This is a genomic window from Leuconostoc sp. S50 (assembly GCF_016624925.1).
Lineage (GTDB): Bacteria > Bacillota > Bacilli > Lactobacillales > Lactobacillaceae > Leuconostoc > Leuconostoc pseudomesenteroides.
Map to the genome: position 1 here is coordinate 1 of NZ_JACVUE010000011.1, position 22,084 is coordinate 22,084.

A 22,084-nucleotide genomic window follows, 5' to 3' on the forward strand; every position below is an offset into this window, starting at 1 on the left:
TGTCTTACCCGCCATTGGCTCACCATAAACTGCGATACCTTTAGGCGCTGGCTTTTGTAACTTTACTTCTTGGAACTTGCTTACCTTAATTGTCATTGTTTTCCTCCTTCACAAACTGAATTGCAGATTCGCATATTTGATTATTGAACTTTCCTAATGCCGGATATCCAAGATATTCCCCTTCGAGCCAACTTGCATATTCAGACAACAACTTTATTTTTTCTTCATCAGTCATCAATCACACCTCCAAAGTGCTTGTATGCCCACTGACTGCCATCATTAACTGCCATTGCTTGTGTTTGGTCAGCTACGATGCCGACAGCTTTTTCAATTTCGTCCATCATTTCGTGACCATAAGCGTTGATTTCAACTTTCGATAATTGATAGTCATAAATAAACGGCGTCTTCTGGTCTTTTTTGATGTACAAAACATGTGCTTCGTTCTTATCAAACATCAAGGCGTAGTATGCAACCTGTTTGAGATAATCTTTTTCACGACCATCTCGAAAGCTTTTATAAAAAATGAAGCTGTCAAATTCTTTCGGTGATACTGTTTTGAAATCGTAAACCGCATCACGTGTGATCATATCTGCACGGCCAGTAGCGTTAAAATGTAAATCGTCCATATCAACCATTTCATCAATTGATACTTCAAACTGTGCTAAACCACCTTGTGATACTTTCAGGACATAATTACGTAACTTATTACCAACAGTAATGGCGTCCTTGTAGGTTGACTTCAGTTGACCTTTAGTCTTACCAGTTGATGAGATAATTGTTTTCTTGTCATCATCTGTGAAACCTTGTAGCACTCGTCGCCCCTCTGCTAGGTTGTGAACGATATTGCCATAATGCAAGGCGTCGTCGTTGCCCTCCCACCACTTGTTGATACCTAGATAATCTTCTAAGGCACGCAATGGGTTTTTGTTAAACTTCAATGCCCTTGTCGGGCTCATGTGAATTGTCATTATACTTCCTCACAAAAATTCTTTAATTCGTTCCACTAAATTCCACTCATGGTACTGGTCGTTGTATTCATCATGTGACATCAGACCATTGTCTACGTCATCATAATTCGGCTCTTCTGGTTGACTCTCAAGTGCCTCTCATAGGTTTTCTAGTAATATTCGTTGTTCGTCTGTCATGCTTTAGTCCTCAAACATTTCTGCATTGAAGTTCTGTTTCAACTCCAATGCGTCCCATATATTGTCGTCAATCGTGCCATGAACCACTAGATAATCACGTGTGATTTTAGTGTCTTGACCGATACGATAATTGCGATATTTTGACTGATCAAAGTCAATGAAGCTATCAGGCAACGACCACCATATTGCGTGTTTATACTCGTTCAACGTCAACCCTGAACCACTTGTGATTTGAATCAACGTGAAGTCGCCACCGGGTGTGTACTCATGACCGTTGACATGACCAACCGTGTAATCTTTCAACGCTTCATTCAACAAATCAAGTTCGTTATCATACGTGTAAAAGATGATTGTTTTGTCTTTGGCGTACTCTTCTTTGACACTATCAAGCCATTCAAGTTTTGCTTTGTTGTTTTGATTTTGTCTTTGATACACACGTCTTGCTGTTGGATTAGCAAAGATAATCTTGTCGTCTTTTCGATACGACATTTTAGTTTTTTTGTATTCACGGTCTGGATCAAAGTCGATAACGTTCTCAATCACATCAGGTAGTTCCGCAATATCATCTAAAGTCACGACATCTGATGTAATCGACTTAAACCAGTCAATCAACTGCTGTTCATTCTTACCAACGTGCCAAATAGGATATTTACTCCAATGTGGCGTCTCTGCTACCTTGTACAAGTCTTTAAATTGCTTACGTGTTCTAACATGTCTAAAGTACAAGGCGTACATTTCGAGGTCATCACTCTTACCATTTGTCGGTGTTCCTGATAGAAACACAAATCCAGCTGATAACCTCAATAGTTCTTGCAGTCGTTTAGATCGTGCTGAATTATTTTTGAACTTGTGAGCTTCATCAATAATCAAAACCTTGCCCATCACTTCATCAGTGGTTAATTTCTTAACACCATCTGTTGTGACAACTTTCAAATTGTTTCTAAAACCAACAAGTACGGCATCCTTCATCCATGATTCGGCATTGACAACTTGACGTGGCGCAACCACTATCACATCTTTATCAGGGAACCATTTCATGGCGTGCAATAAGCCAACTACTGTCTTACCAGTTCCCATTTTCATGATGTAGTAATAGGTTGGCTGCGATTTTTCAACCTGTTCACGTTGTGCGTCATATAATTTAAATGAGGGTTGTGACATCTCGCCAGACCTCCTCAAACTTTTCCCAGCTATCAATCACATACCATAAACCGTTGTTGCGGTTGATTTGCTTACCGATAGCCTTCTGTTCAGGACTGACAATGCCACCTCCATCAGGTCGCTTAATTTCTAAACCAATAAGCCGTCCATCTGGATAAATCGTGATTATGTCAGGCGTTCCTGTATCTGTTCCAGGTGTGCCGCCTTGTGTCTTAATCACAAATCGTCCCTCATGCCTTAGAAACTTGATGATTTTTGTTTGTAGCTTAGCTTCCTCTTTCATGTGCTATAATGTACCTATCCTATTTTTCTTACGTCCAAGCGATTGCAGTCGTTATTGGGCGTTTTTTTGTTCAATTAAACGTCTGATACGTGCGTCCAACATTCGTTTACGATTAGTCAACTGGCGTATCATCTGCTTACGTGTAAAGCCGTTATGCATTGGTGATGTGAACCGGCGATAATATTGCAAGTCATCATTTGCCTTGTTACTTTCTGCTTCCATGTTGGCTATCATCACGTCATAATTCATGTACATTGCTTAACCTACCAATCATGATATTCAACATGACCACAACGTCTTTTCCGTACTGTTTGACCATCTTTTGACTTGATGGAATTTCGGTATTGATATTGATCACATCACCTTTTAGGCGTTCAATCTTTGCAATCAAATCACGGTCAGTCATACTTGTACACTTGCTCTTTCTGCTGTGTGTCCAAAGCTATGGCTATCTCATTCAATTCATCAACGTTTTCTGCAATGGCATTGTCTGCTTTTACTTCACTGTCAAATTTTTGTTTGTAATAACCACAACCGCTCAAATCATACAATTGAACTTCGTAACCAATCGGCTCTTGTTGAATATCACCGCCTAATGCTTTTAACGAATCCGGTACTATCATCTGTTACCTCCTCGTTGTCTGTCCTGATACCACTTGATTCTCTCTTGTTGCTTGCGTTCTTGCTTTTCACCGACTGATGCACCCATTAGGAATGCACCGCCCACTAGAACGACTAGCACAACTAATTGTAAAAACCACATTTTCATCTACCTCCAAATCCACGAATCGAACGAGCGATTTGTTGTTGATTTTCATGACGTACTTCTTTGTCAAAGTTAGCCCAAGACTTTTTCAAATCTTCGTGTGAATTAATGAACTCCTCTAACCAAGTCGCATATCTAACCTGTTGATTTTCCATATTGCTTACCTTCCTGACTTCTTATCGAAGTACCACACTAATGCTCGTCCGTCCCAAATCTTCTTGCGTGGTGTATCTAAGATTGGTTTGGGGAAATTCTTATCACTGCGGAAATGCTTGTTGAACGTTTCTGACGTGATGCCTTTCAGTTCAATTTGAATTTCTTTTTGCAGATAGTTCTTAGTTGCATCAAATGACATTTGTTTGCCTCCTTCTTACAACCAACTTTCGCCGTCATAGTCCGTGAACTTGAACAGCGTTGCTAAGTGTTCTTTAGCCGCTTCGCCTTTTGCTGCACCAGATAGTAGTTGACGTACATATGATTCAGACTTTCCTATAACCGGCGCAAGCATACGAGGCTTCAACCGCTTCTTTTTCAAATGAAGTGAGAACTTAAATTGTTCTTCTTCAAGTGTTTGAATCGCTTCCTGCACACTCATAATTTCCTCCTTAGTATTACTTACTGTAAAAATGTTTGTAAGTTTTACTTTACAAGTATCGTATGAAGTACTATAATTGCATAGTAAAGACAGCTAAACAAAGCAAAGTATCAACATATCCCTCCGCCAAGATTGATAATGTTATTACTGTTTTTTGTTTGCACTTTTAACTTACAAGAATTAGTATAGTACCTCATGCAGTACTTGTCAACACTCTTTTACTATATGCAGTACTTTTCTTGTCTATACAAGGAGAAAACATAGAAATGGCGCTAATTGACAGAGTCAAAGAAGTTTCAAAAAAGAACGGATTATCATTAACAGAACTTGCAATTAAAGCAGGAATTGGTGAGAAATCAATTTATTCATGGAATAAAAGAGAACCCACGGTGGCAACCCTTCAAAAAGTAGCAGATGTACTTAACGTTTCTACTGATTACCTTTTAGGGAGAAGTGACGTATTGCAGTCTAAAAATTCAACCAAAGACCAAACAGTTGATATTTTAGATGACGAAACCATTCTTGCTTTCGATGGTATGGAAATAGAAGAATCTGAAAAAGAGAAGTTACGCGATTATGCACGTTATATTATTTCCTTACGTGAGAAGGAGAATAAATGACAGAGTTTTACAATTACAGTGAGCAACTATATCCTGAAATAGTTCAAAACGTTGAATCAATAGCTCGTAAAAACAACGTAATTGTTATACTAGCTGATAATTTACTTTCTCACGTACCTGACACAGCCTTGGTTAAAAGTCGTGCCATTATAATGAATGCTAATTTCGATATCGGGGTTGATTATTGTTATCGATTATCACACGAACTAAGCCACATATTGTATGGCGATCATGAAGCGCAAGCAGTTTATCAATTTAGCGAGTTTGGCAAGCGTGGAGAAGAACTACTTGCTCATAGAAACGCTATCAAAATGTTAATGTCTATCGAGATGCCAACGACCGTTAACGGTTTTATGGAATATTATCGCGTTCCCTCTTGGCTTGAACAATATGCTAACGAAACATTTAAGTCTCTCAGTGTTGTAGAATAGGTTTATGTGATAAGCGTCCACCTTAAAAAGCTACAAGAAAATTTTTTATGAAAAGACTTTATTATTCTGCCGTTCTGCTGCTTTCAATTTCATCTATCATATTGGCGCTTTTAGACATCTCAAATGTTATTAACATTAACCTTTATCCATATAATTACGCTGATAGAGGTATTCTAATATTTTTTTGGATAGACTATATTGCTAGATTTTATCAAGCTGATAATAAAAAGCTGTTCTTCAAACAGAATATTTTTGATCTGCTTGCCATCATTCCATTTGATTCAATATTCTATTTTTTCAGGGCTTTCAGAGTACTACGTGTTATAAAACTTTTACGTTTGATTCGTATTGTTGGCTTTACAGGGAAAATTCAAAAAAGTATCAAAAGGTTTTTTGGAACAAATGGATTTATTTATCTTGTAATTACCACAGTCATACTAATCCTAATTGCTGCCGAGATATATTCTGTTGCTGAAAACGCCAGCTATATGAATTCATTGTGGTGGGCTATTGCTACGACTACAACAGTCGGTTATGGTGATATATCTCCTCACACTGAAATTGGTAGAACCGTTGCCGTAGTTTTGATGATATTGGGTATCGGACTAATTGGAAGTGTTACAAGTACAGTCACTGCATTCTTCGTTGATGAAAAGAATGATAAAGAAAATGATGAGTTGAAAAATGAGCTTAAGCAAATCAAAAATGACTTGCAAGAAATCAAAGATCAACTGAATGGAAGTGAATAACAATGTTTTTAATCGGTATTGTCGGAATAATTATGTTAATATGGTTCGCATTTGTAGGATTAGTGCGTTTAATACCTTGGCTTATATTAGCAGTTATAGTAACCAGCATAATTAGTTTATTCCTAGATTATTTTGTCTGGGTTGCCATTGTCATTGGTGCGTTAATATTTTTCTATATTATCGGTTCACAAGAAGAAAAGAAAGAACGTTAAAATTAATTTTCAACGGCAAGATGTGCCAAGTAATCACATTAAAAGGCTTTAGGAGATTATAGAGATGAGTGATTTTTTTGCTTTGTTGTTTTTTGTTGCTTTCTTTTCATGTATAGTGAGTCCAATTATCTGGATTGTCAAAAAGATTAGACACAAACCCTTTCCAAACCTTAAAAAAATTATTTTAGGATCGTTTATTGTTTTGGTTATTAGTCTTTTTGGGTTTGGTACAACCTCATCAACTTCAAATAGCGACTCTATCAGCAAAGCATCTAGTCTTAGCAGTGAAAAAAAGAATAAAGAAGAAAGTTCGAAAAAAGCAGCTAGTCAATCGATTAAGGCTTCAAAAGCAGCAAAAGCCTCTAGTTCAAAAGCGGAGCAATCTAGACTTGCCGCTTCAAAAAAAGCAAGCTCTGAAGCAGCAAGCATATCTGCTTCATCAGCCGCAAAAAGTTCTAGTGAGGCGCAATCAATTTCCTTAGCACAATCTCAGTCGCGTGCCGTATCGGAAAGTTCTGTAGCTGCTGCGTCGCGTTCCGCGGCTGAATCATCATCACTAGCAGTAGCCCAACAGCAAAGTGTTACTACAGCGACGCAAACTTATACTGGTTCAAGTCAACAAATAATTGGTAATTCCAGATCACATATATATCATGTTCCCGGACAAGCTGGTTATCATATGAATTCGGCTAATGCTGTATATTTTAGCAGCGAAGCGGAAGCGCAAGCCGCAGGTTACAGAAAGTCGGAACGTTAATACAATTATTACCAAAAAAAGCACACCCTAACCTGCGAAAGTTCAATGGGTGTGCTAAACAAAATATTGTAAACGCACGGGGCGTTCTATTAGATTATAACAGATATAAGCCCCCTTTTTAAAGGAGGTTTTTATTATGGCTTCGATATACAAACGTGGTTCAAAATGGACTGCTAGTGTTTCTATTAACATTAATGGAACATATAAAAAGAAAACAAAATCTGGTTTTATAACAAAAAGTGAAGCTAAAAAATGGTCAATCGAAGTTGAAAATCAGAAAATAAATGATACCTTATCCAAGGGCAACGGAATTATTGCTGATATGTTTGATGATTGGTATGAAGTATTTAAGGAGCCACTGCTGGAAACCAAGAGTAAAGCATGGTACAAGGTTATTTCAAAGTTACTACGTGAAAAATGGCCAAACAAACGTATTTCCGATATATCGACAGTTGACTTTCAAAAACTAATCAACGAGTATGGAAAAACACACGTAAAGTCATCAGTTTCCCACATTAAAAATATCATTAGCTCATTTGTTCGTTATGCAGTAGATGAAGATTTTATATACAAAGACTTTGCTCGAAATGTCAAAACATTCTCTGCTAAAGATAGTAAAGATAGAGACTTAAAATTTTTAGAAAACAACGAATTAGAATTGCTAGTCAAGGATGTTTCTAATAGTGATGCCGTAACAAGTCACATGATTTTAATGGCTATATATTCTGGTGCAAGATATTCGGAAATAGCAGGATTAACAGAAAAAGACTTTGATTTTGTTAATAACACGATCAACATCAATAAATCATGGCAAAGCTCTGATAAAGAATTTAAAGACACCAAAACCAAGACTTCTAATCGTATCGTTGATTTACCATCTGATTTTATGATGAGCGTTAAAAAATGGAAGTTTGGTAAACGATACGCCTTTGAGAGCCTAACTGGTCTACCACCTACTAATAATGCCGTCAACAAGCAATTAAGGCGTTATCTTGAAAAAAGAAATAGTAAGCTTATTACATTCCATGGATTGAGACACACGCATGCTAGCTATCTATTATCACAAGATATTGCCATTCAATACGTTAGTGAAAGATTAGGTCATGCTGACGTAAATATTACCCTTTCAACATATGCCCACTTACTCGAAAAGAAACGAACTGCCGAAACAACCAAGACTTTAGATGTACTTAAAAATTTGTAGCAAATTTGTAGCAAATGGTAGCAAAAAAATAAGAATTTAAAAGATTTTGATCGATTATAAAAGAGCTATCAAACGTCTTATAAACGTTGATACATCAACTCATGAGCAAATAAAAACCGTCCTATCAAGAAATTTGATAGAACGGCTAGAATAGCGCTAGAGGGAGTCGAACCCTCGATTTCGGCCTGAGAAGCCGACGTCTTAACCACTTGACCATAGCGCCATAACAAATATTAAGTATACCGAAAAAAATGCCTCTCGTCAACATGTTTTTCAAGTCTCGACTTCGTCACGACGCTTAGACAGGCTAATCGGCAACACATGTTATCGACCTCACCCTCAAAAACTGCTATACTTGCTAATATGCAAACAGTTATTCAAGTTACTTCCGGACAATTACAAAAGATGGTGCAATACTATGCCAAGTATAGCGGCAATGTGATTCCCAACGGTGCTATTTTTTCAGCCCGCACCCCAACCGCACACATTACAGGTTACCAATCGGGCAAAGTTATGTTTCAAGGTAAAGGACATAGTCTTGAAGCAGCCAAATGGCAAACTCTGACACCTGCAAGTAAAGCAAAACACAATTCAGACAGTATACCAATTGATTTTAAAAATTGGTCTGTATTAGGATCTGACGAAGTTGGTGCCGGTGCGTATTTTGGTCCACTAACAACTGCAGCAGTTTTTGTTAGTGAGGACGATCTTGACTGGGTACGTCAATTAGGTATTGCGGATTCAAAAACGTTAACCGATCAAAAAATGAGAGCCATTGCACCAGAAATAATCGCACGTCTACCACATCATGTCGTCAATTTGATGCCAGAAAAGTACAATCAACTGCAACCAAATAATAATGTCAATCAACTAAAAGCAATTTCGCACAATTTTGCGTTGGCAAAAGTGCTTGACAAAATTGCACCTGCAAAACCACGAGCAATTTTAATCGATCAATTTGCACAACGCGATACCTACTATCGTTATCTTAGTAGATCACACCAACCGCGTATTATCTCAGAAAATGTTTATTTCACGACGAAAGGCGAGCAATACCACTTAAGCGTTGCCGCAGCTTCAATTCTAGCTAGAGTCGTAGAGCTGAACACACTCAAACAACTCAGCAAAGACGCCGGTGTGACACTGCCTATTGGCGCTGGTCACGCGGTTGACGAAGTTGCCGCTCAACTACTACGCAACGGCAAAGACCTTAGTCAATTTGCCAAATTACATTTCGCCAACACAAAAAAAGCTGAACACCTTGTATAAAGTGTTCAGCTTTTTAAATTAGTTTTCTTTTGGCTTATCATCTGTTAATTCGTCAACAGCTTTTTCAGCAGAAACTTCTTCTACATCAGCAGTAGACTCTGCTGCAACTGTCTCATCTGATTTTTCCTCATCAGCCAAATCAGCTAGTGCAGCTTCCAGATCAACATCATCCTGCGTTAATTCGATATCCTCACTGGCAAACTTGTCACGTAAATCAGCAATTGCATCCTGTGTTTTGGCAACATAAGGCGATACAAAGTCTTTCGCCTTATCAACGTACGGTGCTGCTTGATCGGTGATTTCCTTGAGCTTACCAGAAGCTGAATCTAACTGATCACCATATTTTTCTTGGCTTTGTGACTTTAGTTCTGTGGCTTTAGCTTTAGCTTTTTCAGTGACGTCTCCCGCTAAATCCGCAGCAGCATAAGCAGCATCATAGGCTTTGTCACGCAACAGAACACCAGTTTCTTGTGCTTTTTCAGTGAGTTTATCCTGCTTAGTTTTAGGTAAAGCTTTAAAAGCAACAACCGCTGCCGCCCCAGCTAAAATTCCAAAAAATAAACCTTTTGCTTTTGACATGTGTTAGACCTCCGTCTTTTTGGATTTGAATTTGTTCATTGCAGCTGATGTTGCTTTTTTTGCAACCACAGCCGCCACACCACCAGCTCCAGCACTCGCAGTAGCTTTTGCACTAGAGAATCGGTTCGTAACATTTTGCACCGAACTATTGAGATGTGATACCGTTTCCGACAGATCAGCCATCGCTTGAACAGTCGGGTCAAGTTTTTTAACTTTGCCGTTCACATCGTTCAACAATGTGTTAGCATTACCGAGTATTTCATTACTTGATCTTGCAATTGTATCGACGTCCAGCGTAATAACACCTAGAGAGCGTGTTAAACGCATCAGGAAAATACCGATAAAAATCACCAAAATTAAAAATGCAACGGCGAAAATCAGTAAAGCAAGTTGTCCAGGTTCCATATACTCCTCCTTGTTGATGCTAGTAGAATCACGTTTTGTTAAACTTTTATGAAAAATAAAACGTTTTCAATTAGGTTAATTATAACAAAAAAAATCGTTCAATGAACGACTTTTTTTAAACTTGATCTTACACTTCAATTTGTTATATCAGTGGGCATAATCCACAGCACGCGTTTCACGAATAATCGTAATCTTAACGTGACCAGGATAGTCCAACTTTTCTTCAACAGTAGATTTAATATCATGTGCCAATACTGTGGCCTGCAAATCATTGACTCTGGTAGGTTCAACAATGACGCGAATTTCTCGTCCTGCTTGAATCGCATAAGCAGTATGCACGCCAGGATAATTGTTAGCAATAGCTTCCAAATCCTTTAAACGCTGTACATAATTTTCTAGTGACTCACTACGAGCCCCAGGTCGAGCTGCACTAATGCCATCAGCTGCAGCAACCAAATCTGAAATTGGAGAAATCGACTCAACGTCACCATGATGAGAAGCTATTGCATTGATAACAATCGGCTTTTCTTCAAACTTTTCAGCCAATCGAACACCTAACTCAACATGTGATCCTTCAACTTCAGCATCAACTGCTTTTCCAATATCGTGTAATAAACCAGCGCGCTTCGCAAGCGCGACATCCATTTTAAGCTCTGCTGCCATCATTCCCGCAAGTTTTGCGACCTCGATTGAATGTTGGAGCACATTTTGTCCGTATGAAGTTCGATAATTCATACGTCCAATCATTTTGATCAAATCAGGGTGAATACCACGTAGACCCAATTCAAATACAGTCTGTTCACCTTTTTCACGAATGGTTTCATCCATTTGGCGTCTTGATTTTTCAACCATCTCTTCAATACGAGACGGATTGATTCGACCGTCTGCCACTAATGCGTCAAGGGCCATTTTGGCAATTTCTCGACGAACAGGGTCAAATCCACTCAAGACAACCGACTCAGGTGTATCATCAATGATCAAATCAATACCAGTCAAAGACTCAAGTGTTCGAATATTGCGGCCTTCACGACCAATAATTCGACCTTTCATATCTTCACTTGGTAGGTTCACAACAGATACAGTAACATCAGCCACCGAGTCTGCTGCCGACCGCTGAATCGCTTGCACGACGATATTACGTGCTCGTTTTTCAGCTTCGCTCGTTGCGTCGTCCTGCGCTTCCTTAATCAGTGCGGCACGCTGACGAACAAGTGTTGTCTTTGTTTTACTTAAAATTTGTTCTTTAGCATCATCTGGAGAAAGTTGAGCAATTTCTTCCAACTTTTCCTGTTGTGATACCATCAAATTCTGGGCAACCGTGTGTTTCTTTTCTGCATCGTCCAAACGTGTCTGGACCTGATTTTCTTTTTGAATCAGAGAAGCATCACGTTGATTGAGGGCCGCATCTTTTTTATCGAGGTTACTGATACGGTCTTCAAGCCTTTGTTCTTGTTGTTGCAACTGCGTTTGCCGGTCTTTGAATGCATCATCGACCTTGTTACGATAAGTCTGTGCCAAATCTTTGGCATCAACTTCAGCTGCACGTTTTAAACTTTTAGCTTCTTTATTTGCTTGTTCAAGAATGTTAGCTGCAATTTGTTTAGTAGAAGCTACTTGGCGTGCATCTTGAGATTTACGCATATAGTAGCCAATGCCATAACCAATCACAATTGCGAAGAGCGCTGAAATGACTGTAACTACCATGTTAGCATTTCCTTTCAGCTTGTGAAACTCTATTTTCACATACATTAAGTATAGCGATTATTAGAGTTCCGGTCAATAGTGAGGATAGTGACTAAACGGTTATGATTACAGATTAAATTTAATTTTTAAACCGTCGCGCTAGTTCTCTTTCTTGATCACGTTTTTTAATATCAGTGCGCTTATCGTACTTCTTTTTGCCACGACCAATGCCGATCAAGACTTTAGCAAAACCATGTTTCATATACACTTTGAGCGGTACAATTGTCACACCCTGTTCTTGTGCAGCTTTCGCTAACGTGCGGATTTCTCGCTTGTGAAGTAAAAGTTGCCGAGTACGTAAGGGGTCAACATTAAATTGATTACCCTGCGCATAAGAAGCAATATTGACATTCGTTAGCAGCGCATTACCATCGTGTATGGTAACGAATCCGTCACTAATTGTAATTCGTGAGGCACGCACTGACTTGATTTCTGTCCCCGTCAGCGAAATACCCGCCTCAAAGGTTTCTGAAATTGCATAATTAAACCTAGCTTTTCGATTTTGAGCAAGATATTGTTCATTCTGTTTTTTCTTTGCCATTCAAAACCACCTTAGAAATTACGTTTACTATCTCGTTTGTGCCCTTGTTTGCTGTCCAATGGTCCTCGCTTAGTTTTTGGACCTTCTGACTTGCCACGTCGTTCATTTTTACGACGTTCATCGCGGTTACGTCCCTTCCCAAATTTGCCATGCGATTGAGAAGCAACGCGGATAGTAGTGGTTGGTGCATCTTGCGGATTGACCAACATAAAGTCAACTGTACGCTCATCTTTATTCACTCGAATCACTTTGACACGAACCTTTTGACCAATCTGGAAAATGCGGTGTTTCGATCGCCCAATCAGTGCTGCGTGTGACTCATCGTACTCATAATGATCATCTGTCAGATTTGATATATGCACCAGTCCTTCAACAGTATTTTCTAGACTAATAAACAGACCAAATTTCAGTGCCGAATTGACAACACCGTCAAACTCTAGTCCTATCTTATCAAGCATATATTCAGCTTTTTTGAGTGCGTCAACATCACGTTCTGTATCAATGGCGCGACGCTCACGAGTACTGGTATCTTCACCGATTTGACCAAGATGGCTGGCATACTTTTCTTGTGCTGATACACCATAACCATTTTTAGCGTACCATTTAATCAATCGGTGCACAGTTAAATCGGGATAGCGTCGGATTGGCGAGGTAAAATGTGTATAAAAATCAGCGCCCAAACCAAAGTGCCCAACTGGATCCGGTGAATATTTAGCTTGCTTCATCGCACGCAACATCATTGTCGAAATCATTTGTTCAGCAGGGTCACCGGCAACATCATTCATTAGTTTTTGCAGCATAATTGGTGTCACTTTATTTGGATCTCCAATCACTGGATGTCCTAAAGCTTTTGAAAATTCAAAAAATGATTTGGCACGTTCTGCGTCTGGTGTTTCATGAATACGATATAAAAATGGTACTTCTAATTTGTCAAAATGCTCAGCAACAGTTTCGTTAGCTACCAACATAAAGGATTCAATCATACGCTCAGCTGTGCCACGTTCGCGCAGCTTAATATCGACGGCTTTACCCTCGTCGTCAACAATGATTTGCGCCTCTGGTGCGTCAAACTCAATCGCACCACGCTGCTTACGCATATTGTACAAAATATCATGCAACTCACCCATCACTTTGAACATAGGTACTAAGTTTGCATACTCTTCTTGAACAAAAACATCCCCTTCGAGAATTTTATTCACTGCATCATACGTCATGCGAGCATGCGACTTCATAACAGAAGTATGTAAGCGATGATTAACAACTTTACCTTGTGGATTAATTTCCATTTCAGCTGACATTGCTAAACGGACAACATTGGGATTAAGTGACGCAATACCGTTAGAAATATTACGCGGCAACATTGGAATGACACGATCCGTCAGATACACTGATGTACCACGATTATATGCTTCGCGATCAATGCTCGAACCTTCCGTCACGTAATGGGAAACGTCAGCAATATGAACGCCTAAATGATAATTACCATTGTCTAACTTCCAAGCAACAACCGCATCATCAATATCTTTAGTATCTGCACCATCAATGGTCACCAATGTTTGCTCGGTGATATCCTCACGACCAGCCCATTCAGAATCTGGTACGTCTGTTGGTATTTTACCAGCATCCGCTAACACATCAGCAGGAAACTCATTGGGAACTTTTTTGCTGTAAACAATCTGCAAAATATCCATTCCTGGTTCATCTTTGTAACCAAGCGTTTCAGTGACGGTTGCTACGAGCTCTTTGGGGTGAATTTGGTCGGGAAAGCGTACAACTTCAGCCACCACAACCTGACCATCATTTGGCTTCAAGCCTTCCCCATTAACCAAGACTTTGAAACTCATCGCTTTTTTATCGCTAATGGCAAGTTCCCCAATCATTTCCTTGGCATCAGAGCCAAGCGAAAAAGTACCCACAATTCTCTCGTAAGCATGCTCTAATATTTCAACTACTTTACCTTCAGGACCACGGTCTGGAGAAGGCGAAGGTTTAATCGTTTCAACTCGAACATGATCACCTTGCATTGCTTGCAGTGTGTTTTCAGGATTGATAAAAAAGTCTGGCAATTCATCATCATACTTGACAAAGCCAAAGCCTTTGTCATTAGCACGGTACTCACCAAGTGTGTAGCCCGCATTCGGGTTATACTGATATTGTTGTTCACGATCAAGTGCATCGCCACTTCGGACAAGCGCGTTCAACGCATTAACCACTTGTTTATAGCCAGCACTATCATTCATACGTAGACCATCAGCTAGATTTTGAGCTGAAAAGGACTGTGCTGAATTGGCCTTTAAAAAGCCATTCAGCTGTGCTTTTAATTCTTCTAAATGCATGTGTTTTCCTTTTAAATTAAGTATTTTCTTTTTAATAACGCAACGTTTGCTACAAAAAAAGTCAGTCTACGAAAAAAGCGTAAACTGACCAATTCGTTTTTTAATGAGCTGAGACGTACATCAGCGCAAAACCAATAATGAACCATAGCGCCCCAAGAACAGACGTTGCACGGCGCATAACCGCTTCAAATCCTCGAGACTTGCGCTCAGCGAACAAATCGCCAGCACCACCGGATAAAGCTGATAACGCGTCCTGTTGTTTACTAGGTTGCATCATGACTGTGACGATAAGCATGAAGCCTACGACAATCAAAGCAACGGTGAGTGTCTTTTCCACAATCATAACCTCTACTTAAATCGATATTTCTATTATAGCAAATCTATCCCTAAATCGCTAGTATTGGAGAAACCGTCGCTCATTCATTGCCTAGAGACAAGCTGAACATGAGAATACCACCAGCTATCGCGACATTTAAGCTTTCTGCTTGTCCCTGAATTGGAATATACAAATTAGCTGTTGTGTTAGCTGCCAATTCATCTGACATGCCTTGCCCTTCGTTTCCTAAAATCAAACCAAACTGTGTGCTTGGCTCAATATCACGATATGATTGCGCTGCTTCATTCAACTGAGAACCATATACTGGCAAACCGTTATTTGTCAACGCATCAACCCATTGATTGAGATCACCATTTAGAACTTCTAAGTGAAATTGAGAGCCTTGCATAGCTCGTACTACTTTAGGCGCAAAAGCGTCTGCAGTGCCTTCACCTAGTACAACACCTTTAAAGCCAGCAGCATCAGCTGTTCTAACTAATGTTCCAACGTTCCCGGGATCTTGAATTTGGTCAAGCAATAACCACGCACCATCGTGAACGTATGCGGGATCGAATGTTTTTTCAGGTAAACTGATCTCTGCAAAAATCCCTTGTGGTGTATTAGTGCCAGCAATATGCTTAGCAACTTCTTCACTGATTTCAAAAGCGGGTACACCATGTGGTACTTCTGGTAAATGTAGTGCCATTTGTGATGATGTTGCCATGACTGCATGAAACTTAGCGTTCGCCTTAACCGCTTCTTCGACCAAGTGCCAGCCATCAAGCAAATAAGTATGATTTTCTAATCGACCTTTTTTTGACGATAATTTTGCCCATGCTTTGACACGTGAATTTTGATTTGAAATAATTCTTTCCATGTACTTTTTCTTTCTATGAATGTTGAAACGCAAAATTTACTCTAATTCTAGCGTTTTTGTTTACCGGCATTACGTCCTTTTTTGTTTTGATTGGTCTGAGAAGGCTTTCTCGACGCTTGAGCGTTATTAAGAATTGATGGATTAGTTGGTGCAGTCGCCGCTTCAGCCATTAAATCATCAGCAGTTTTTTTAATCTTAAATTCACCAGCCACGCGCTTTTCGAGACCTGGGCGTTGCAAATGCTGAATCAACGATTGAATCAAAGCAAAAATACCACCAACCACAAAGTAAAGACCAATCGCGCCACTTGCAATCATCGCAAAACCAAAAATCATGATTGGACTAATAAACATCATAGCTGCTGACGTTTTACGCTGCTCTTGTGGCATGTGTTGCATCATTAACCACGCTTGAGCTAAATAAATAATACCGGCGATAATCGCAAAGACAAGTTGTGGTTTCCCAAGATCAAAATTGAAAAAAGATGCCCCCTTTAGGGCTGGCGCATGCAAAATGGCTGAATACAAGCCTGAAAAAACTGGCAGTTGCATCGCCATTGTCAAAAAGGACATGCCACCCATGACACTGACATCGTTTTCTCGATAGAGTGACATCATTGACATACTAGCCTTTTGTTGTTCTTCTGGTGTACCAGCTTTACGCGAAATGGCCTGTAATTTGTCAATTTCAGGTTTCAGTGTCTGCATCTTGATTTGATTAATTGTTGTATTCACTTGTTGATTCAAGAAAAACGGTAACAAAATCAAACGTAGAATGGCTGTGATAATCACAATCGCCCAACCAATGCCGTCAACCCCACCAATAAAGTGGGCAATGTTGGTCATTACTTCAGCAAGCGGATGACCAATCCAACGATACATACGACTATTTTGATCATAACCGCCCGTCAATAACACAATATCTAAAATCACAAACGCAATAGTTAAAACGCGCTTTAGTTGTTTCATAATCAAAGTTTCTCCTCGAAAACCGTGTTTAAAAATCATCGTATAATTACAAATTATAATTATACCAAGAATTAGTATCGAATAGCAAAAACATTTGATTCAAATGGTGCAATTGATTCAATTTCAACGTCATCAACGCGACTATAAAATCCCGGTCCCTTTTTGATAGTGGTTAAAAAATTAGCCATGTTTTCTTCTGTCCCTTGGGCTTGTATTGTCACCGAGCCATCTTTTCGGTTGCGCACCCAACCAACGATATTATTTTTTTGTGCCGTCTGTTGCGCAAACCATCTAAAGCCAACACCTTGTACAACACCAAATACGTTAACTTCCAGCGTTTTCATTGTCATCCTCATTGTACAAAGGGAGATGAATTGTAAAAATCGAACCTGACCCTTCAGCACTTTCCAAGGCAATTTCACCGCCATAAGCTTCTACTAATCGCTGGGCTATGCTCAACCCAAGCCCGTTACCGCCTTTGGCGCGAGATCTAGCCTTATCAACTCGATAAAAGCGATCAAACACACGTTGAGAGTCTTTAGCAGAAAGGCCTTCACCGAAATCCTGCACACCAATTTCCACACGATTAGCTGTTTGAGACAAGGCAAAATGAATTTCTCTTCGGTCTAACGAATATTTGACCGCGTTGTCTGCTAAAATAATCAAAATTTGTTCCATATGGTCCTGACGAATTTTAACTTCAGCTTGCTGAGATAAATCGTCGTCAAGTGTAAAAATAAAATCCGGATGTATCAATTTGAAATTATCATACACGCGATGAACGGTACCACCAACATCAGTGATTTCTTTGATATTCTCGATTGGAATTTGTTCTGCTCGTGTCAAATTTAACATTTCATTGATGAGTGTCTCCATCCGTTGTACTTCAGCCAGAGATGACTTTATCGAATCATCAAGTACCTCCGGATCGTCTTTACCCCAACGGTTCAGCAGTTCCATATGTCCTTTAACAATGGCAACAGGTGTCCGCAACTCATGTGAAACATCCGACACAAATTGTTGTTGCGCGCCAATTAAACCTTGTAATCGATCAATCGTACGATTTAAAATTCGTGTTAAATCCGAAAATTCGTCATTAGCACCTACTTCACTAACACGCACGTCCGTCATTGGATCATCTTCAAACGCCTCAATTGTACTTTCTATCGATGTGACTGGTCTCAAAATTAATCGTGTCAACAAAAAAGCAAAAATGAAAATAGCAAATCCACCCAGAATAACAATCGCCCACAACCAAAGAACCATCGCATCTGGCGGATTACCATAATACTTTTGAACTAATGCCGTCACAATGAGTGCAAAAATAATAAAGATAACAAAAAAGCCAGACGCCATTCCAATTGCTAACTGCCAACGCAGTGAGAAGCGACGTGCGGCTTTTTCAGTTGTGTTTCTATCATGATCCATATTTTAGTTCCTAAAATCAGCTACGCATAACATAACCGGTACCACGTACTGTTTGGATATATGACGCTTTGCTTTCTGGGTCATCAATCTTATTGCGAAGATATCGGATATAAACATCAACAACGTTTGTTTCAACTTCTGAGTCGAATCCCCAAACTTCTTTAAGCAATTGCTCACGAGACTGTACAACGTTGATATTTTCAACGAGCGTCAATAACAAATCGTACTCACGTTTTGTCAAGTTGATAATTTGATCATCTCGACGTGCGATACGATTTTCCTTTTCGATGCGCAAATCTTTAAAATTAATGATTGAACGGTGCTTATCGTTCACTTCCGTCTCAATGGCAATACGACGCAAAAGGGAGCGAATTCGAGCCAAAAGTTCTTCAATAGCGAAAGGCTTAACCAAGTAATCGTCAGCACCATAATCCAAACCAGAGACGCGATCAATCACTGAATCCCGAGCTGTCATCATGATAATTGGCGTTTTCTTTGCTTCACGCAGACGACGCGCTACTTCCAAACCATTTAACTCAGGCAACATCAAATCAAGCAAAATAACATCATAATCATTTTCTAATGCCAAATCTAAACCTGAACGGCCATCATGAACCGTTTCAACTTCATATCCTTCATGCTTAAGTTCAAGACCAACAAACTTTGCCAAGTTTTCCTCATCTTCAACAATCAATACTTTACTCATTTTTTGTCCTCAACATTTTAAATCGGTTTAAACCGAGTCTATATTATATTCTATTACTCACTTTAGTTTAGATGATTTTGATATTTTTTGCAAGTGTTTTCTCATTCTTTGAAAAAATCATCTAATTTTGCTAAACGAGGGTCTAATTTATCGCTATTATCACTCATTTTCTCATTTTTATATGTTTCTTCACTGATGACATGCCAATCGTTGCCTGAAGGCAAAATATCACTATTTTCTTCTTCAGTCGTTAAAATTTGTAGCGGCAAATTAGCAATAATATTATCTAAAATAGCATCATCCACATTCAATACATCGTTTTCAAGGACAAATACGGCGTCTGTTTCTTCAAATTCGGATAAGCGCGTCACTTCTTCAATGTATCGTTCCTCAAATGTCACATTAATTGGCAGTTTAACAGCATCCAAAGAACGTGACGAGGGTACGGTAATTGTGCCTTTAACCGTCACTTTTAAAATGATATCTTCATTATCTAAATAACTGATTTGCCCCGCAACTTCTAAAGGTGACAACGCTAAAACGGTCTCAGGGAAACGTTCTTTGGCAATAGGTTCAAGATTTATCTGTTCAGCCAACAGCATGGGCTTTTGACGATATTTTAATAATTGGTTCTTTGCAAATTTCATTTTATTTCTCCACAAATATTGGCGCGCGTGTCACATCTTGTTGTTCAGTCGCATTGTTGGCAAGGAGTTGCCATAGTTTACCGGCTTTATAGTCTAAACGCAATTGCGCTCTTGCTAAGTTACTGTCAACTTTACTGATCAATGGTAAAGTTACTTCTCTTTTGATTTCATTCAAATACTGTTGCCCATTCGGTGTGAAACCCAAAACTCTCAAATATGGGTCTTGCATTGCGGCCTGCATTTGGTCAACCTTAACATTCAGCAACGTGTACAATAATGTGCGTTGCATTCGTGCAAACGTATAACGTTTTGATTTAGTTCTTTTAATAAAATTTTGGTAATTCGTAGGTGCTGGTTCTGTTAACATAACTGAGGCCAAACGATGTTCCAATCCTTCCGCCATTTGGTAGACTTGCCCTAGCTGACCAACCGTATCTGTTGTAATACGATACTTCAGCAGGGGCCAAAACTTTTCCTCAAAATTAATTGTGGAGGCTTCAGATGTCAAAGTTTGATAAACATCATTCGGTACCACATTTTTGATTTTTTCTGCACGATCTTTGTGGAGGGCCAGACGAATGGCAGAAGCAGACGCAATTTCTTGTGTTTCTGAAAAATGTAATTCATGATATCCTGCAGCTACGCGTTGAATCGGTATCAGTTCAATCGGTGACTGTTGCTTTAAAACAGCTGTTGCATATCCCAACGCCAAGATATCGTTGGGTTCCTTTAGCTCAAAACCAGTTTTGTCTGAAAGTTGTTGTGCGTATACGCTTGCGAACGTTTGATTATGTTGCTTAAATTGATCATTTTGATTAACGTCTGGTGCCTGTTGTGCCAAAGATAAAAAATCAACATCAGCATGTTCGCTCCCAAACACAACTTGTTTCACATTTAAGGCGGTTAGCAGTTGAATCGCGCCATCAGCAAATAAATGACTTGGCTGTACTGCAAAAAACGTTGGTAACTCGATGACCAGATCAACACCATGCGACAAAGCTAATTGTGCTCGATGCCATTTATCCATAAGTGCTGGTTCACCGCGTTGAACAAAATTGCCAGACATGACAGCGACAACAACGTCAGCACCTGTTGCAGCTTTGGCTGCTTCAATATGGTAAATATGTCCGTTATGAAAAGGATTATACTCCGTGACTAAGCCAACTGCTTTCATGGTTTCACCGCCTTAAAGAACCAACGCGTTGTATCTTCTTGAATGTCATCACGACCAAAATTTGCACTAACGTCAATGTTTTGAAAACCGACTTTTGCTAACAACTGTTCATAGGTCGCTAAACTGTATGTTTGTTCATGATGAATTTCACGCATAATTTTAAAACCGTCAATCGTTTCATCATAAACAAAAAATTTAAGATCGTGATCGACGCTGTTCATTTCATCTCCAGCAAAACTAGTCCACATTAAAATATTTTCTGGATCATCATCATTATTATAGTAGTAATTGTCATAACCAACATCAATCTGATAAGGTGTAATCACATCAAACAGGAACATGCCACCATCAGTTAAATGATCAAAAACCTGGATCAACGCAGCCTCTAAATCATCAATATTTGGTAAATAGTTCAACGCATCTGCAAAGCTAACAATCAACGGATATGTCGTTGACCAATCACTAAATTCACGCATATCTGCCTGTAAAAGTGTCAAATCAACGTTAGCATGACTTGCATGTGTCTGAGCTAAAGATAACATATCTGGTGACAAATCTAAAACTGTGACCTGATATTGATGTTCTGCTAACAAAACACCTAGCCGTCCAGCACCACCACCCAGATCGAGTACATTTGTCGGAGTGGTGTATTGGGTGACATAGGATAGCCAATCCTGGTACATGTCCGAATCAAATAATCGGTCATATTTAGCAGCAAAAGTTGTGTAATTATCGTTAATGTTCTTAGTCATATTCTCAATTTTAACATAAAAAAACTGGCACAAGTTGTCCCAGCCTTCTTAATCCTCTACTAATAAACTTGTCAAATCAACATATGGTGCATCATGCCACAATCGTTCCAAGTTATAAAAATCACGACTTTCAGTATCAAAGATGTGTACGATAACGTCACCTAAGTCCATCAATACCCATTGACCTTCTCGAAAACCTTCTGTAAATCGTACTTCACCACCGGCAGCTTCAATTTTATCTTTCACTTCTGTCGCAATAGCTTGTACTTGTCTAGTAGAAGCAGCATCAGCAATTACAAAGTAGTCAGCCATTAAACTCACTTCACGCATGTCAAGCGCTACAATATTATTAGCTTTTTTCGCATCAACTGCCGCAACTGCTGTTTCCAAAACTGTGTTCGCATTTAAAGTTGTTGTCAT

At 39.3% G+C, this 22,084-nt stretch carries 33 protein-coding genes and 1 tRNA gene; 7 read left to right on the plus strand and 27 right to left on the minus strand.

Annotation, left to right across the window (positions count from 1 at the left end; all coding sequences use genetic code 11):
* Nucleotides 1-85: 85 nt before the first annotated feature.
* From IAE53_RS08800 to IAE53_RS08850, 11 genes are all read right to left on the minus strand, one after another.
* Nucleotides 86-235: a hypothetical protein gene (locus IAE53_RS08800; RefSeq protein WP_200136525.1), complete on the minus strand. Its 150-nt coding sequence runs from the start codon at nt 233-235 to the stop codon at nt 86-88.
* Nucleotides 228-968, minus strand: a complete 741-nt coding sequence (locus IAE53_RS08805) for a PD-(D/E)XK nuclease-like domain-containing protein (RefSeq protein WP_200554215.1) — start codon at nt 966-968, stop codon at nt 228-230. The genes IAE53_RS08800 and IAE53_RS08805 overlap by 8 nt, the downstream gene beginning before the upstream one ends.
* A gap of 180 nt (nt 969-1,148) precedes the next feature.
* Nucleotides 1,149-2,306, minus strand: coding sequence for a DEAD/DEAH box helicase family protein (locus IAE53_RS08810; protein ID WP_200136345.1), 1,158 nt, complete (start codon nt 2,304-2,306; stop codon nt 1,149-1,151).
* Complete coding sequence (locus IAE53_RS08815; RefSeq protein WP_200136344.1) at nt 2,287-2,589, minus strand: VRR-NUC domain-containing protein; 303 nt, start codon at nt 2,587-2,589, stop codon at nt 2,287-2,289. The genes IAE53_RS08810 and IAE53_RS08815 overlap by 20 nt, the downstream gene beginning before the upstream one ends.
* A gap of 51 nt (nt 2,590-2,640) precedes the next feature.
* A complete protein-coding gene (locus tag IAE53_RS08820) occupies nt 2,641-2,838 on the minus strand; it encodes a hypothetical protein (RefSeq protein WP_234456356.1) in 198 nt (65 codons plus the stop codon).
* The gene (locus IAE53_RS08825; RefSeq protein WP_200136342.1) at nt 2,828-2,995 is read right to left on the minus strand and encodes a hypothetical protein; all 168 of its coding nucleotides are present in this window, start codon (nt 2,993-2,995) and stop codon (nt 2,828-2,830) included. Before IAE53_RS08825 ends, IAE53_RS08820 begins: the two co-directional genes overlap by 11 nt.
* Nucleotides 2,988-3,212: a hypothetical protein gene (locus IAE53_RS08830; RefSeq protein ID WP_200136341.1), complete on the minus strand. Its 225-nt coding sequence runs from the start codon at nt 3,210-3,212 to the stop codon at nt 2,988-2,990. The genes IAE53_RS08825 and IAE53_RS08830 overlap by 8 nt, the downstream gene beginning before the upstream one ends.
* Complete coding sequence (locus IAE53_RS08835; protein WP_200136340.1) at nt 3,209-3,352, minus strand: hypothetical protein; 144 nt, start codon at nt 3,350-3,352, stop codon at nt 3,209-3,211. Before IAE53_RS08835 ends, IAE53_RS08830 begins: the two co-directional genes overlap by 4 nt.
* Before the next feature lie 2 nt (nt 3,353-3,354).
* Complete coding sequence (locus IAE53_RS08840) at nt 3,355-3,510, minus strand: hypothetical protein (protein ID WP_200136339.1); 156 nt, start codon at nt 3,508-3,510, stop codon at nt 3,355-3,357.
* Between the two features lie 5 nt (nt 3,511-3,515).
* The gene (locus IAE53_RS08845; protein ID WP_148423648.1) at nt 3,516-3,710 is read right to left on the minus strand and encodes a hypothetical protein; all 195 of its coding nucleotides are present in this window, start codon (nt 3,708-3,710) and stop codon (nt 3,516-3,518) included.
* A 15-nt stretch (nt 3,711-3,725) separates the two neighbouring features.
* Nucleotides 3,726-3,950 (minus strand): hypothetical protein, encoded by a 225-nt coding sequence (locus tag IAE53_RS08850; protein ID WP_010276515.1) that lies wholly within the window; start codon nt 3,948-3,950, stop codon nt 3,726-3,728.
* A 266-nt stretch (nt 3,951-4,216) separates the two neighbouring features.
* Between IAE53_RS08850 and IAE53_RS08855 the strand changes: the two genes are divergently transcribed.
* The 6 genes from IAE53_RS08855 (at nt 4,217) to IAE53_RS08880 (ending at nt 7,923) form a co-directional block, all read left to right on the plus strand.
* The gene (locus IAE53_RS08855; protein WP_200136338.1) at nt 4,217-4,570 is read left to right on the plus strand and encodes a helix-turn-helix domain-containing protein; all 354 of its coding nucleotides are present in this window, start codon (nt 4,217-4,219) and stop codon (nt 4,568-4,570) included.
* Nucleotides 4,567-5,001, plus strand: a complete 435-nt coding sequence (locus tag IAE53_RS08860) for an ImmA/IrrE family metallo-endopeptidase (protein WP_200136337.1) — start codon at nt 4,567-4,569, stop codon at nt 4,999-5,001. Before IAE53_RS08855 ends, IAE53_RS08860 begins: the two co-directional genes overlap by 4 nt.
* A gap of 47 nt (nt 5,002-5,048) precedes the next feature.
* Nucleotides 5,049-5,750 carry a potassium channel family protein gene (locus IAE53_RS08865; RefSeq protein ID WP_200136336.1) on the plus strand — a complete coding sequence of 234 codons (702 nt, stop codon included), beginning with the start codon at nt 5,049-5,051 and terminating at the stop codon, nt 5,748-5,750.
* A 32-nt stretch (nt 5,751-5,782) separates the two neighbouring features.
* Nucleotides 5,783-5,962, plus strand: coding sequence for a hypothetical protein (locus tag IAE53_RS08870; RefSeq protein WP_200136335.1), 180 nt, complete (start codon nt 5,783-5,785; stop codon nt 5,960-5,962).
* A gap of 64 nt (nt 5,963-6,026) precedes the next feature.
* Entirely contained in the window at nt 6,027-6,719 is a 693-nt protein-coding gene (locus IAE53_RS08875) for a hypothetical protein (RefSeq protein WP_200136334.1), read from the plus strand.
* Nucleotides 6,720-6,855: 136 nt separating this feature from the next.
* Nucleotides 6,856-7,923 carry a site-specific integrase gene (locus IAE53_RS08880; protein WP_200136333.1) on the plus strand — a complete coding sequence of 356 codons (1,068 nt, stop codon included), beginning with the start codon at nt 6,856-6,858 and terminating at the stop codon, nt 7,921-7,923.
* A 151-nt stretch (nt 7,924-8,074) separates the two neighbouring features.
* Here IAE53_RS08880 and IAE53_RS08885 read toward each other — a convergent pair.
* Nucleotides 8,075-8,146 (minus strand) — tRNA-Glu (locus tag IAE53_RS08885).
* Nucleotides 8,147-8,286: 140 nt separating this feature from the next.
* Between IAE53_RS08885 and rnhC the strand changes: the two genes are divergently transcribed.
* The gene (rnhC, locus tag IAE53_RS08890; RefSeq protein ID WP_148423641.1) at nt 8,287-9,192 is read left to right on the plus strand and encodes a ribonuclease HIII; all 906 of its coding nucleotides are present in this window, start codon (nt 8,287-8,289) and stop codon (nt 9,190-9,192) included.
* Between the two features lie 18 nt (nt 9,193-9,210).
* Here the strand turns inward: rnhC and IAE53_RS08895 are convergent, their stop codons facing one another.
* From IAE53_RS08895 to rsfS, 15 genes are all read right to left on the minus strand, one after another.
* A complete protein-coding gene (locus IAE53_RS08895; protein ID WP_200136332.1) occupies nt 9,211-9,771 on the minus strand; it encodes a hypothetical protein in 561 nt (186 codons plus the stop codon).
* Nucleotides 9,772-9,774: 3 nt separating this feature from the next.
* Entirely contained in the window at nt 9,775-10,176 is a 402-nt protein-coding gene (locus tag IAE53_RS08900; protein WP_010279847.1) for a DUF948 domain-containing protein, read from the minus strand.
* Between the two features lie 147 nt (nt 10,177-10,323).
* A complete protein-coding gene (rny, locus tag IAE53_RS08905; protein WP_148423639.1) occupies nt 10,324-11,880 on the minus strand; it encodes a ribonuclease Y in 1,557 nt (518 codons plus the stop codon).
* A 118-nt stretch (nt 11,881-11,998) separates the two neighbouring features.
* Nucleotides 11,999-12,460, minus strand: a complete 462-nt coding sequence (gene smpB / locus IAE53_RS08910) for an SsrA-binding protein SmpB (protein WP_148423638.1) — start codon at nt 12,458-12,460, stop codon at nt 11,999-12,001.
* Between the two features lie 11 nt (nt 12,461-12,471).
* Nucleotides 12,472-14,796 (minus strand): ribonuclease R, encoded by a 2,325-nt coding sequence (rnr, locus tag IAE53_RS08915; RefSeq protein ID WP_148423637.1) that lies wholly within the window; start codon nt 14,794-14,796, stop codon nt 12,472-12,474.
* 100 nt (nt 14,797-14,896) lie between these two features.
* Nucleotides 14,897-15,133 carry a preprotein translocase subunit SecG gene (secG, locus tag IAE53_RS08920; RefSeq protein WP_277873067.1) on the minus strand — a complete coding sequence of 79 codons (237 nt, stop codon included), beginning with the start codon at nt 15,131-15,133 and terminating at the stop codon, nt 14,897-14,899.
* A gap of 79 nt (nt 15,134-15,212) precedes the next feature.
* Nucleotides 15,213-15,989 (minus strand): RNA methyltransferase, encoded by a 777-nt coding sequence (locus IAE53_RS08925; RefSeq protein WP_148423636.1) that lies wholly within the window; start codon nt 15,987-15,989, stop codon nt 15,213-15,215.
* Between the two features lie 47 nt (nt 15,990-16,036).
* A complete protein-coding gene (gene yidC, locus IAE53_RS08930; RefSeq protein WP_148423635.1) occupies nt 16,037-16,957 on the minus strand; it encodes a membrane protein insertase YidC in 921 nt (306 codons plus the stop codon).
* A 71-nt stretch (nt 16,958-17,028) separates the two neighbouring features.
* On the minus strand, nt 17,029-17,301 hold the full coding sequence (locus IAE53_RS08935; protein WP_148423634.1) for an acylphosphatase: 273 nt from the start codon (nt 17,299-17,301) through the stop codon (nt 17,029-17,031).
* Complete coding sequence (locus IAE53_RS08940) at nt 17,282-18,385, minus strand: cell wall metabolism sensor histidine kinase WalK (RefSeq protein ID WP_148423633.1); 1,104 nt, start codon at nt 18,383-18,385, stop codon at nt 17,282-17,284. The genes IAE53_RS08935 and IAE53_RS08940 overlap by 20 nt, the downstream gene beginning before the upstream one ends.
* A 16-nt stretch (nt 18,386-18,401) precedes the next feature.
* Complete coding sequence (locus IAE53_RS08945) at nt 18,402-19,091, minus strand: response regulator transcription factor (protein ID WP_004911968.1); 690 nt, start codon at nt 19,089-19,091, stop codon at nt 18,402-18,404.
* A gap of 101 nt (nt 19,092-19,192) precedes the next feature.
* On the minus strand, nt 19,193-19,738 hold the full coding sequence (locus tag IAE53_RS08950; RefSeq protein ID WP_148423632.1) for a DUF177 domain-containing protein: 546 nt from the start codon (nt 19,736-19,738) through the stop codon (nt 19,193-19,195).
* A 1-nt stretch (nt 19,739) separates the two neighbouring features.
* Complete coding sequence (locus IAE53_RS08955) at nt 19,740-20,912, minus strand: nucleotidyltransferase (RefSeq protein WP_188353166.1); 1,173 nt, start codon at nt 20,910-20,912, stop codon at nt 19,740-19,742.
* The gene (locus tag IAE53_RS08960; RefSeq protein ID WP_148423630.1) at nt 20,909-21,664 is read right to left on the minus strand and encodes a class I SAM-dependent methyltransferase; all 756 of its coding nucleotides are present in this window, start codon (nt 21,662-21,664) and stop codon (nt 20,909-20,911) included. Before IAE53_RS08960 ends, IAE53_RS08955 begins: the two co-directional genes overlap by 4 nt.
* A gap of 48 nt (nt 21,665-21,712) precedes the next feature.
* Nucleotides 21,713-22,084: a ribosome silencing factor gene (gene rsfS / locus IAE53_RS08965; RefSeq protein WP_148423629.1), complete on the minus strand. Its 372-nt coding sequence runs from the start codon at nt 22,082-22,084 to the stop codon at nt 21,713-21,715.

Bases quoted from the DNA above. Each gene is read 5' to 3' on its own strand.
- IAE53_RS08800 (WP_200136525.1), bottom strand. From the start codon at position 235: ATGACTGATGAAGAAAAAATAAAGTTGTTGTCTGAATATGCAAGTTGG.
- IAE53_RS08805 (WP_200554215.1), bottom strand. From the start codon at position 968: ATGACAATTCACATGAGCCCGACAAGGGCATTGAAGTTTAACAAAAAC.
- IAE53_RS08810 (WP_200136345.1), bottom strand. From the start codon at position 2,306: ATGTCACAACCCTCATTTAAATTATATGACGCACAACGTGAACAGGTT.
- IAE53_RS08815 (WP_200136344.1), bottom strand. From the start codon at position 2,589: ATGAAAGAGGAAGCTAAGCTACAAACAAAAATCATCAAGTTTCTAAGG.
- IAE53_RS08820 (WP_234456356.1), bottom strand. From the start codon at position 2,838: ATGAATTATGACGTGATGATAGCCAACATGGAAGCAGAAAGTAACAAG.
- IAE53_RS08825 (WP_200136342.1), bottom strand. From the start codon at position 2,995: ATGACTGACCGTGATTTGATTGCAAAGATTGAACGCCTAAAAGGTGAT.
- IAE53_RS08830 (WP_200136341.1), bottom strand. From the start codon at position 3,212: ATGATAGTACCGGATTCGTTAAAAGCATTAGGCGGTGATATTCAACAA.
- IAE53_RS08835 (WP_200136340.1), bottom strand. From the start codon at position 3,352: ATGTGGTTTTTACAATTAGTTGTGCTAGTCGTTCTAGTGGGCGGTGCA.
- IAE53_RS08840 (WP_200136339.1), bottom strand. From the start codon at position 3,510: ATGGAAAATCAACAGGTTAGATATGCGACTTGGTTAGAGGAGTTCATT.
- IAE53_RS08845 (WP_148423648.1), bottom strand. From the start codon at position 3,710: ATGTCATTTGATGCAACTAAGAACTATCTGCAAAAAGAAATTCAAATT.
- IAE53_RS08850 (WP_010276515.1), bottom strand. From the start codon at position 3,950: ATGAGTGTGCAGGAAGCGATTCAAACACTTGAAGAAGAACAATTTAAG.
- IAE53_RS08855 (WP_200136338.1), top strand. From the start codon at position 4,217: ATGGCGCTAATTGACAGAGTCAAAGAAGTTTCAAAAAAGAACGGATTA.
- IAE53_RS08860 (WP_200136337.1), top strand. From the start codon at position 4,567: ATGACAGAGTTTTACAATTACAGTGAGCAACTATATCCTGAAATAGTT.
- IAE53_RS08865 (WP_200136336.1), top strand. From the start codon at position 5,049: ATGAAAAGACTTTATTATTCTGCCGTTCTGCTGCTTTCAATTTCATCT.
- IAE53_RS08870 (WP_200136335.1), top strand. From the start codon at position 5,783: ATGTTAATATGGTTCGCATTTGTAGGATTAGTGCGTTTAATACCTTGG.
- IAE53_RS08875 (WP_200136334.1), top strand. From the start codon at position 6,027: ATGAGTGATTTTTTTGCTTTGTTGTTTTTTGTTGCTTTCTTTTCATGT.
- IAE53_RS08880 (WP_200136333.1), top strand. From the start codon at position 6,856: ATGGCTTCGATATACAAACGTGGTTCAAAATGGACTGCTAGTGTTTCT.
- rnhC (WP_148423641.1), top strand. From the start codon at position 8,287: ATGCAAACAGTTATTCAAGTTACTTCCGGACAATTACAAAAGATGGTG.
- IAE53_RS08895 (WP_200136332.1), bottom strand. From the start codon at position 9,771: ATGTCAAAAGCAAAAGGTTTATTTTTTGGAATTTTAGCTGGGGCGGCA.
- IAE53_RS08900 (WP_010279847.1), bottom strand. From the start codon at position 10,176: ATGGAACCTGGACAACTTGCTTTACTGATTTTCGCCGTTGCATTTTTA.
- rny (WP_148423639.1), bottom strand. From the start codon at position 11,880: ATGGTAGTTACAGTCATTTCAGCGCTCTTCGCAATTGTGATTGGTTAT.
- smpB (WP_148423638.1), bottom strand. From the start codon at position 12,460: ATGGCAAAGAAAAAACAGAATGAACAATATCTTGCTCAAAATCGAAAA.
- rnr (WP_148423637.1), bottom strand. From the start codon at position 14,796: ATGCATTTAGAAGAATTAAAAGCACAGCTGAATGGCTTTTTAAAGGCC.
- IAE53_RS08925 (WP_148423636.1), bottom strand. From the start codon at position 15,989: ATGGAAAGAATTATTTCAAATCAAAATTCACGTGTCAAAGCATGGGCA.
- yidC (WP_148423635.1), bottom strand. From the start codon at position 16,957: ATGAAACAACTAAAGCGCGTTTTAACTATTGCGTTTGTGATTTTAGAT.
- IAE53_RS08935 (WP_148423634.1), bottom strand. From the start codon at position 17,301: ATGAAAACGCTGGAAGTTAACGTATTTGGTGTTGTACAAGGTGTTGGC.
- IAE53_RS08940 (WP_148423633.1), bottom strand. From the start codon at position 18,385: ATGGATCATGATAGAAACACAACTGAAAAAGCCGCACGTCGCTTCTCA.
- IAE53_RS08945 (WP_004911968.1), bottom strand. From the start codon at position 19,091: ATGAGTAAAGTATTGATTGTTGAAGATGAGGAAAACTTGGCAAAGTTT.
- IAE53_RS08950 (WP_148423632.1), bottom strand. From the start codon at position 19,738: ATGAAATTTGCAAAGAACCAATTATTAAAATATCGTCAAAAGCCCATG.
- IAE53_RS08955 (WP_188353166.1), bottom strand. From the start codon at position 20,912: ATGAAAGCAGTTGGCTTAGTCACGGAGTATAATCCTTTTCATAACGGA.
- IAE53_RS08960 (WP_148423630.1), bottom strand. From the start codon at position 21,664: ATGACTAAGAACATTAACGATAATTACACAACTTTTGCTGCTAAATAT.
- rsfS (WP_148423629.1), bottom strand. From the start codon at position 22,084: ATGACAACAACTTTAAATGCGAACACAGTTTTGGAAACAGCAGTTGCG.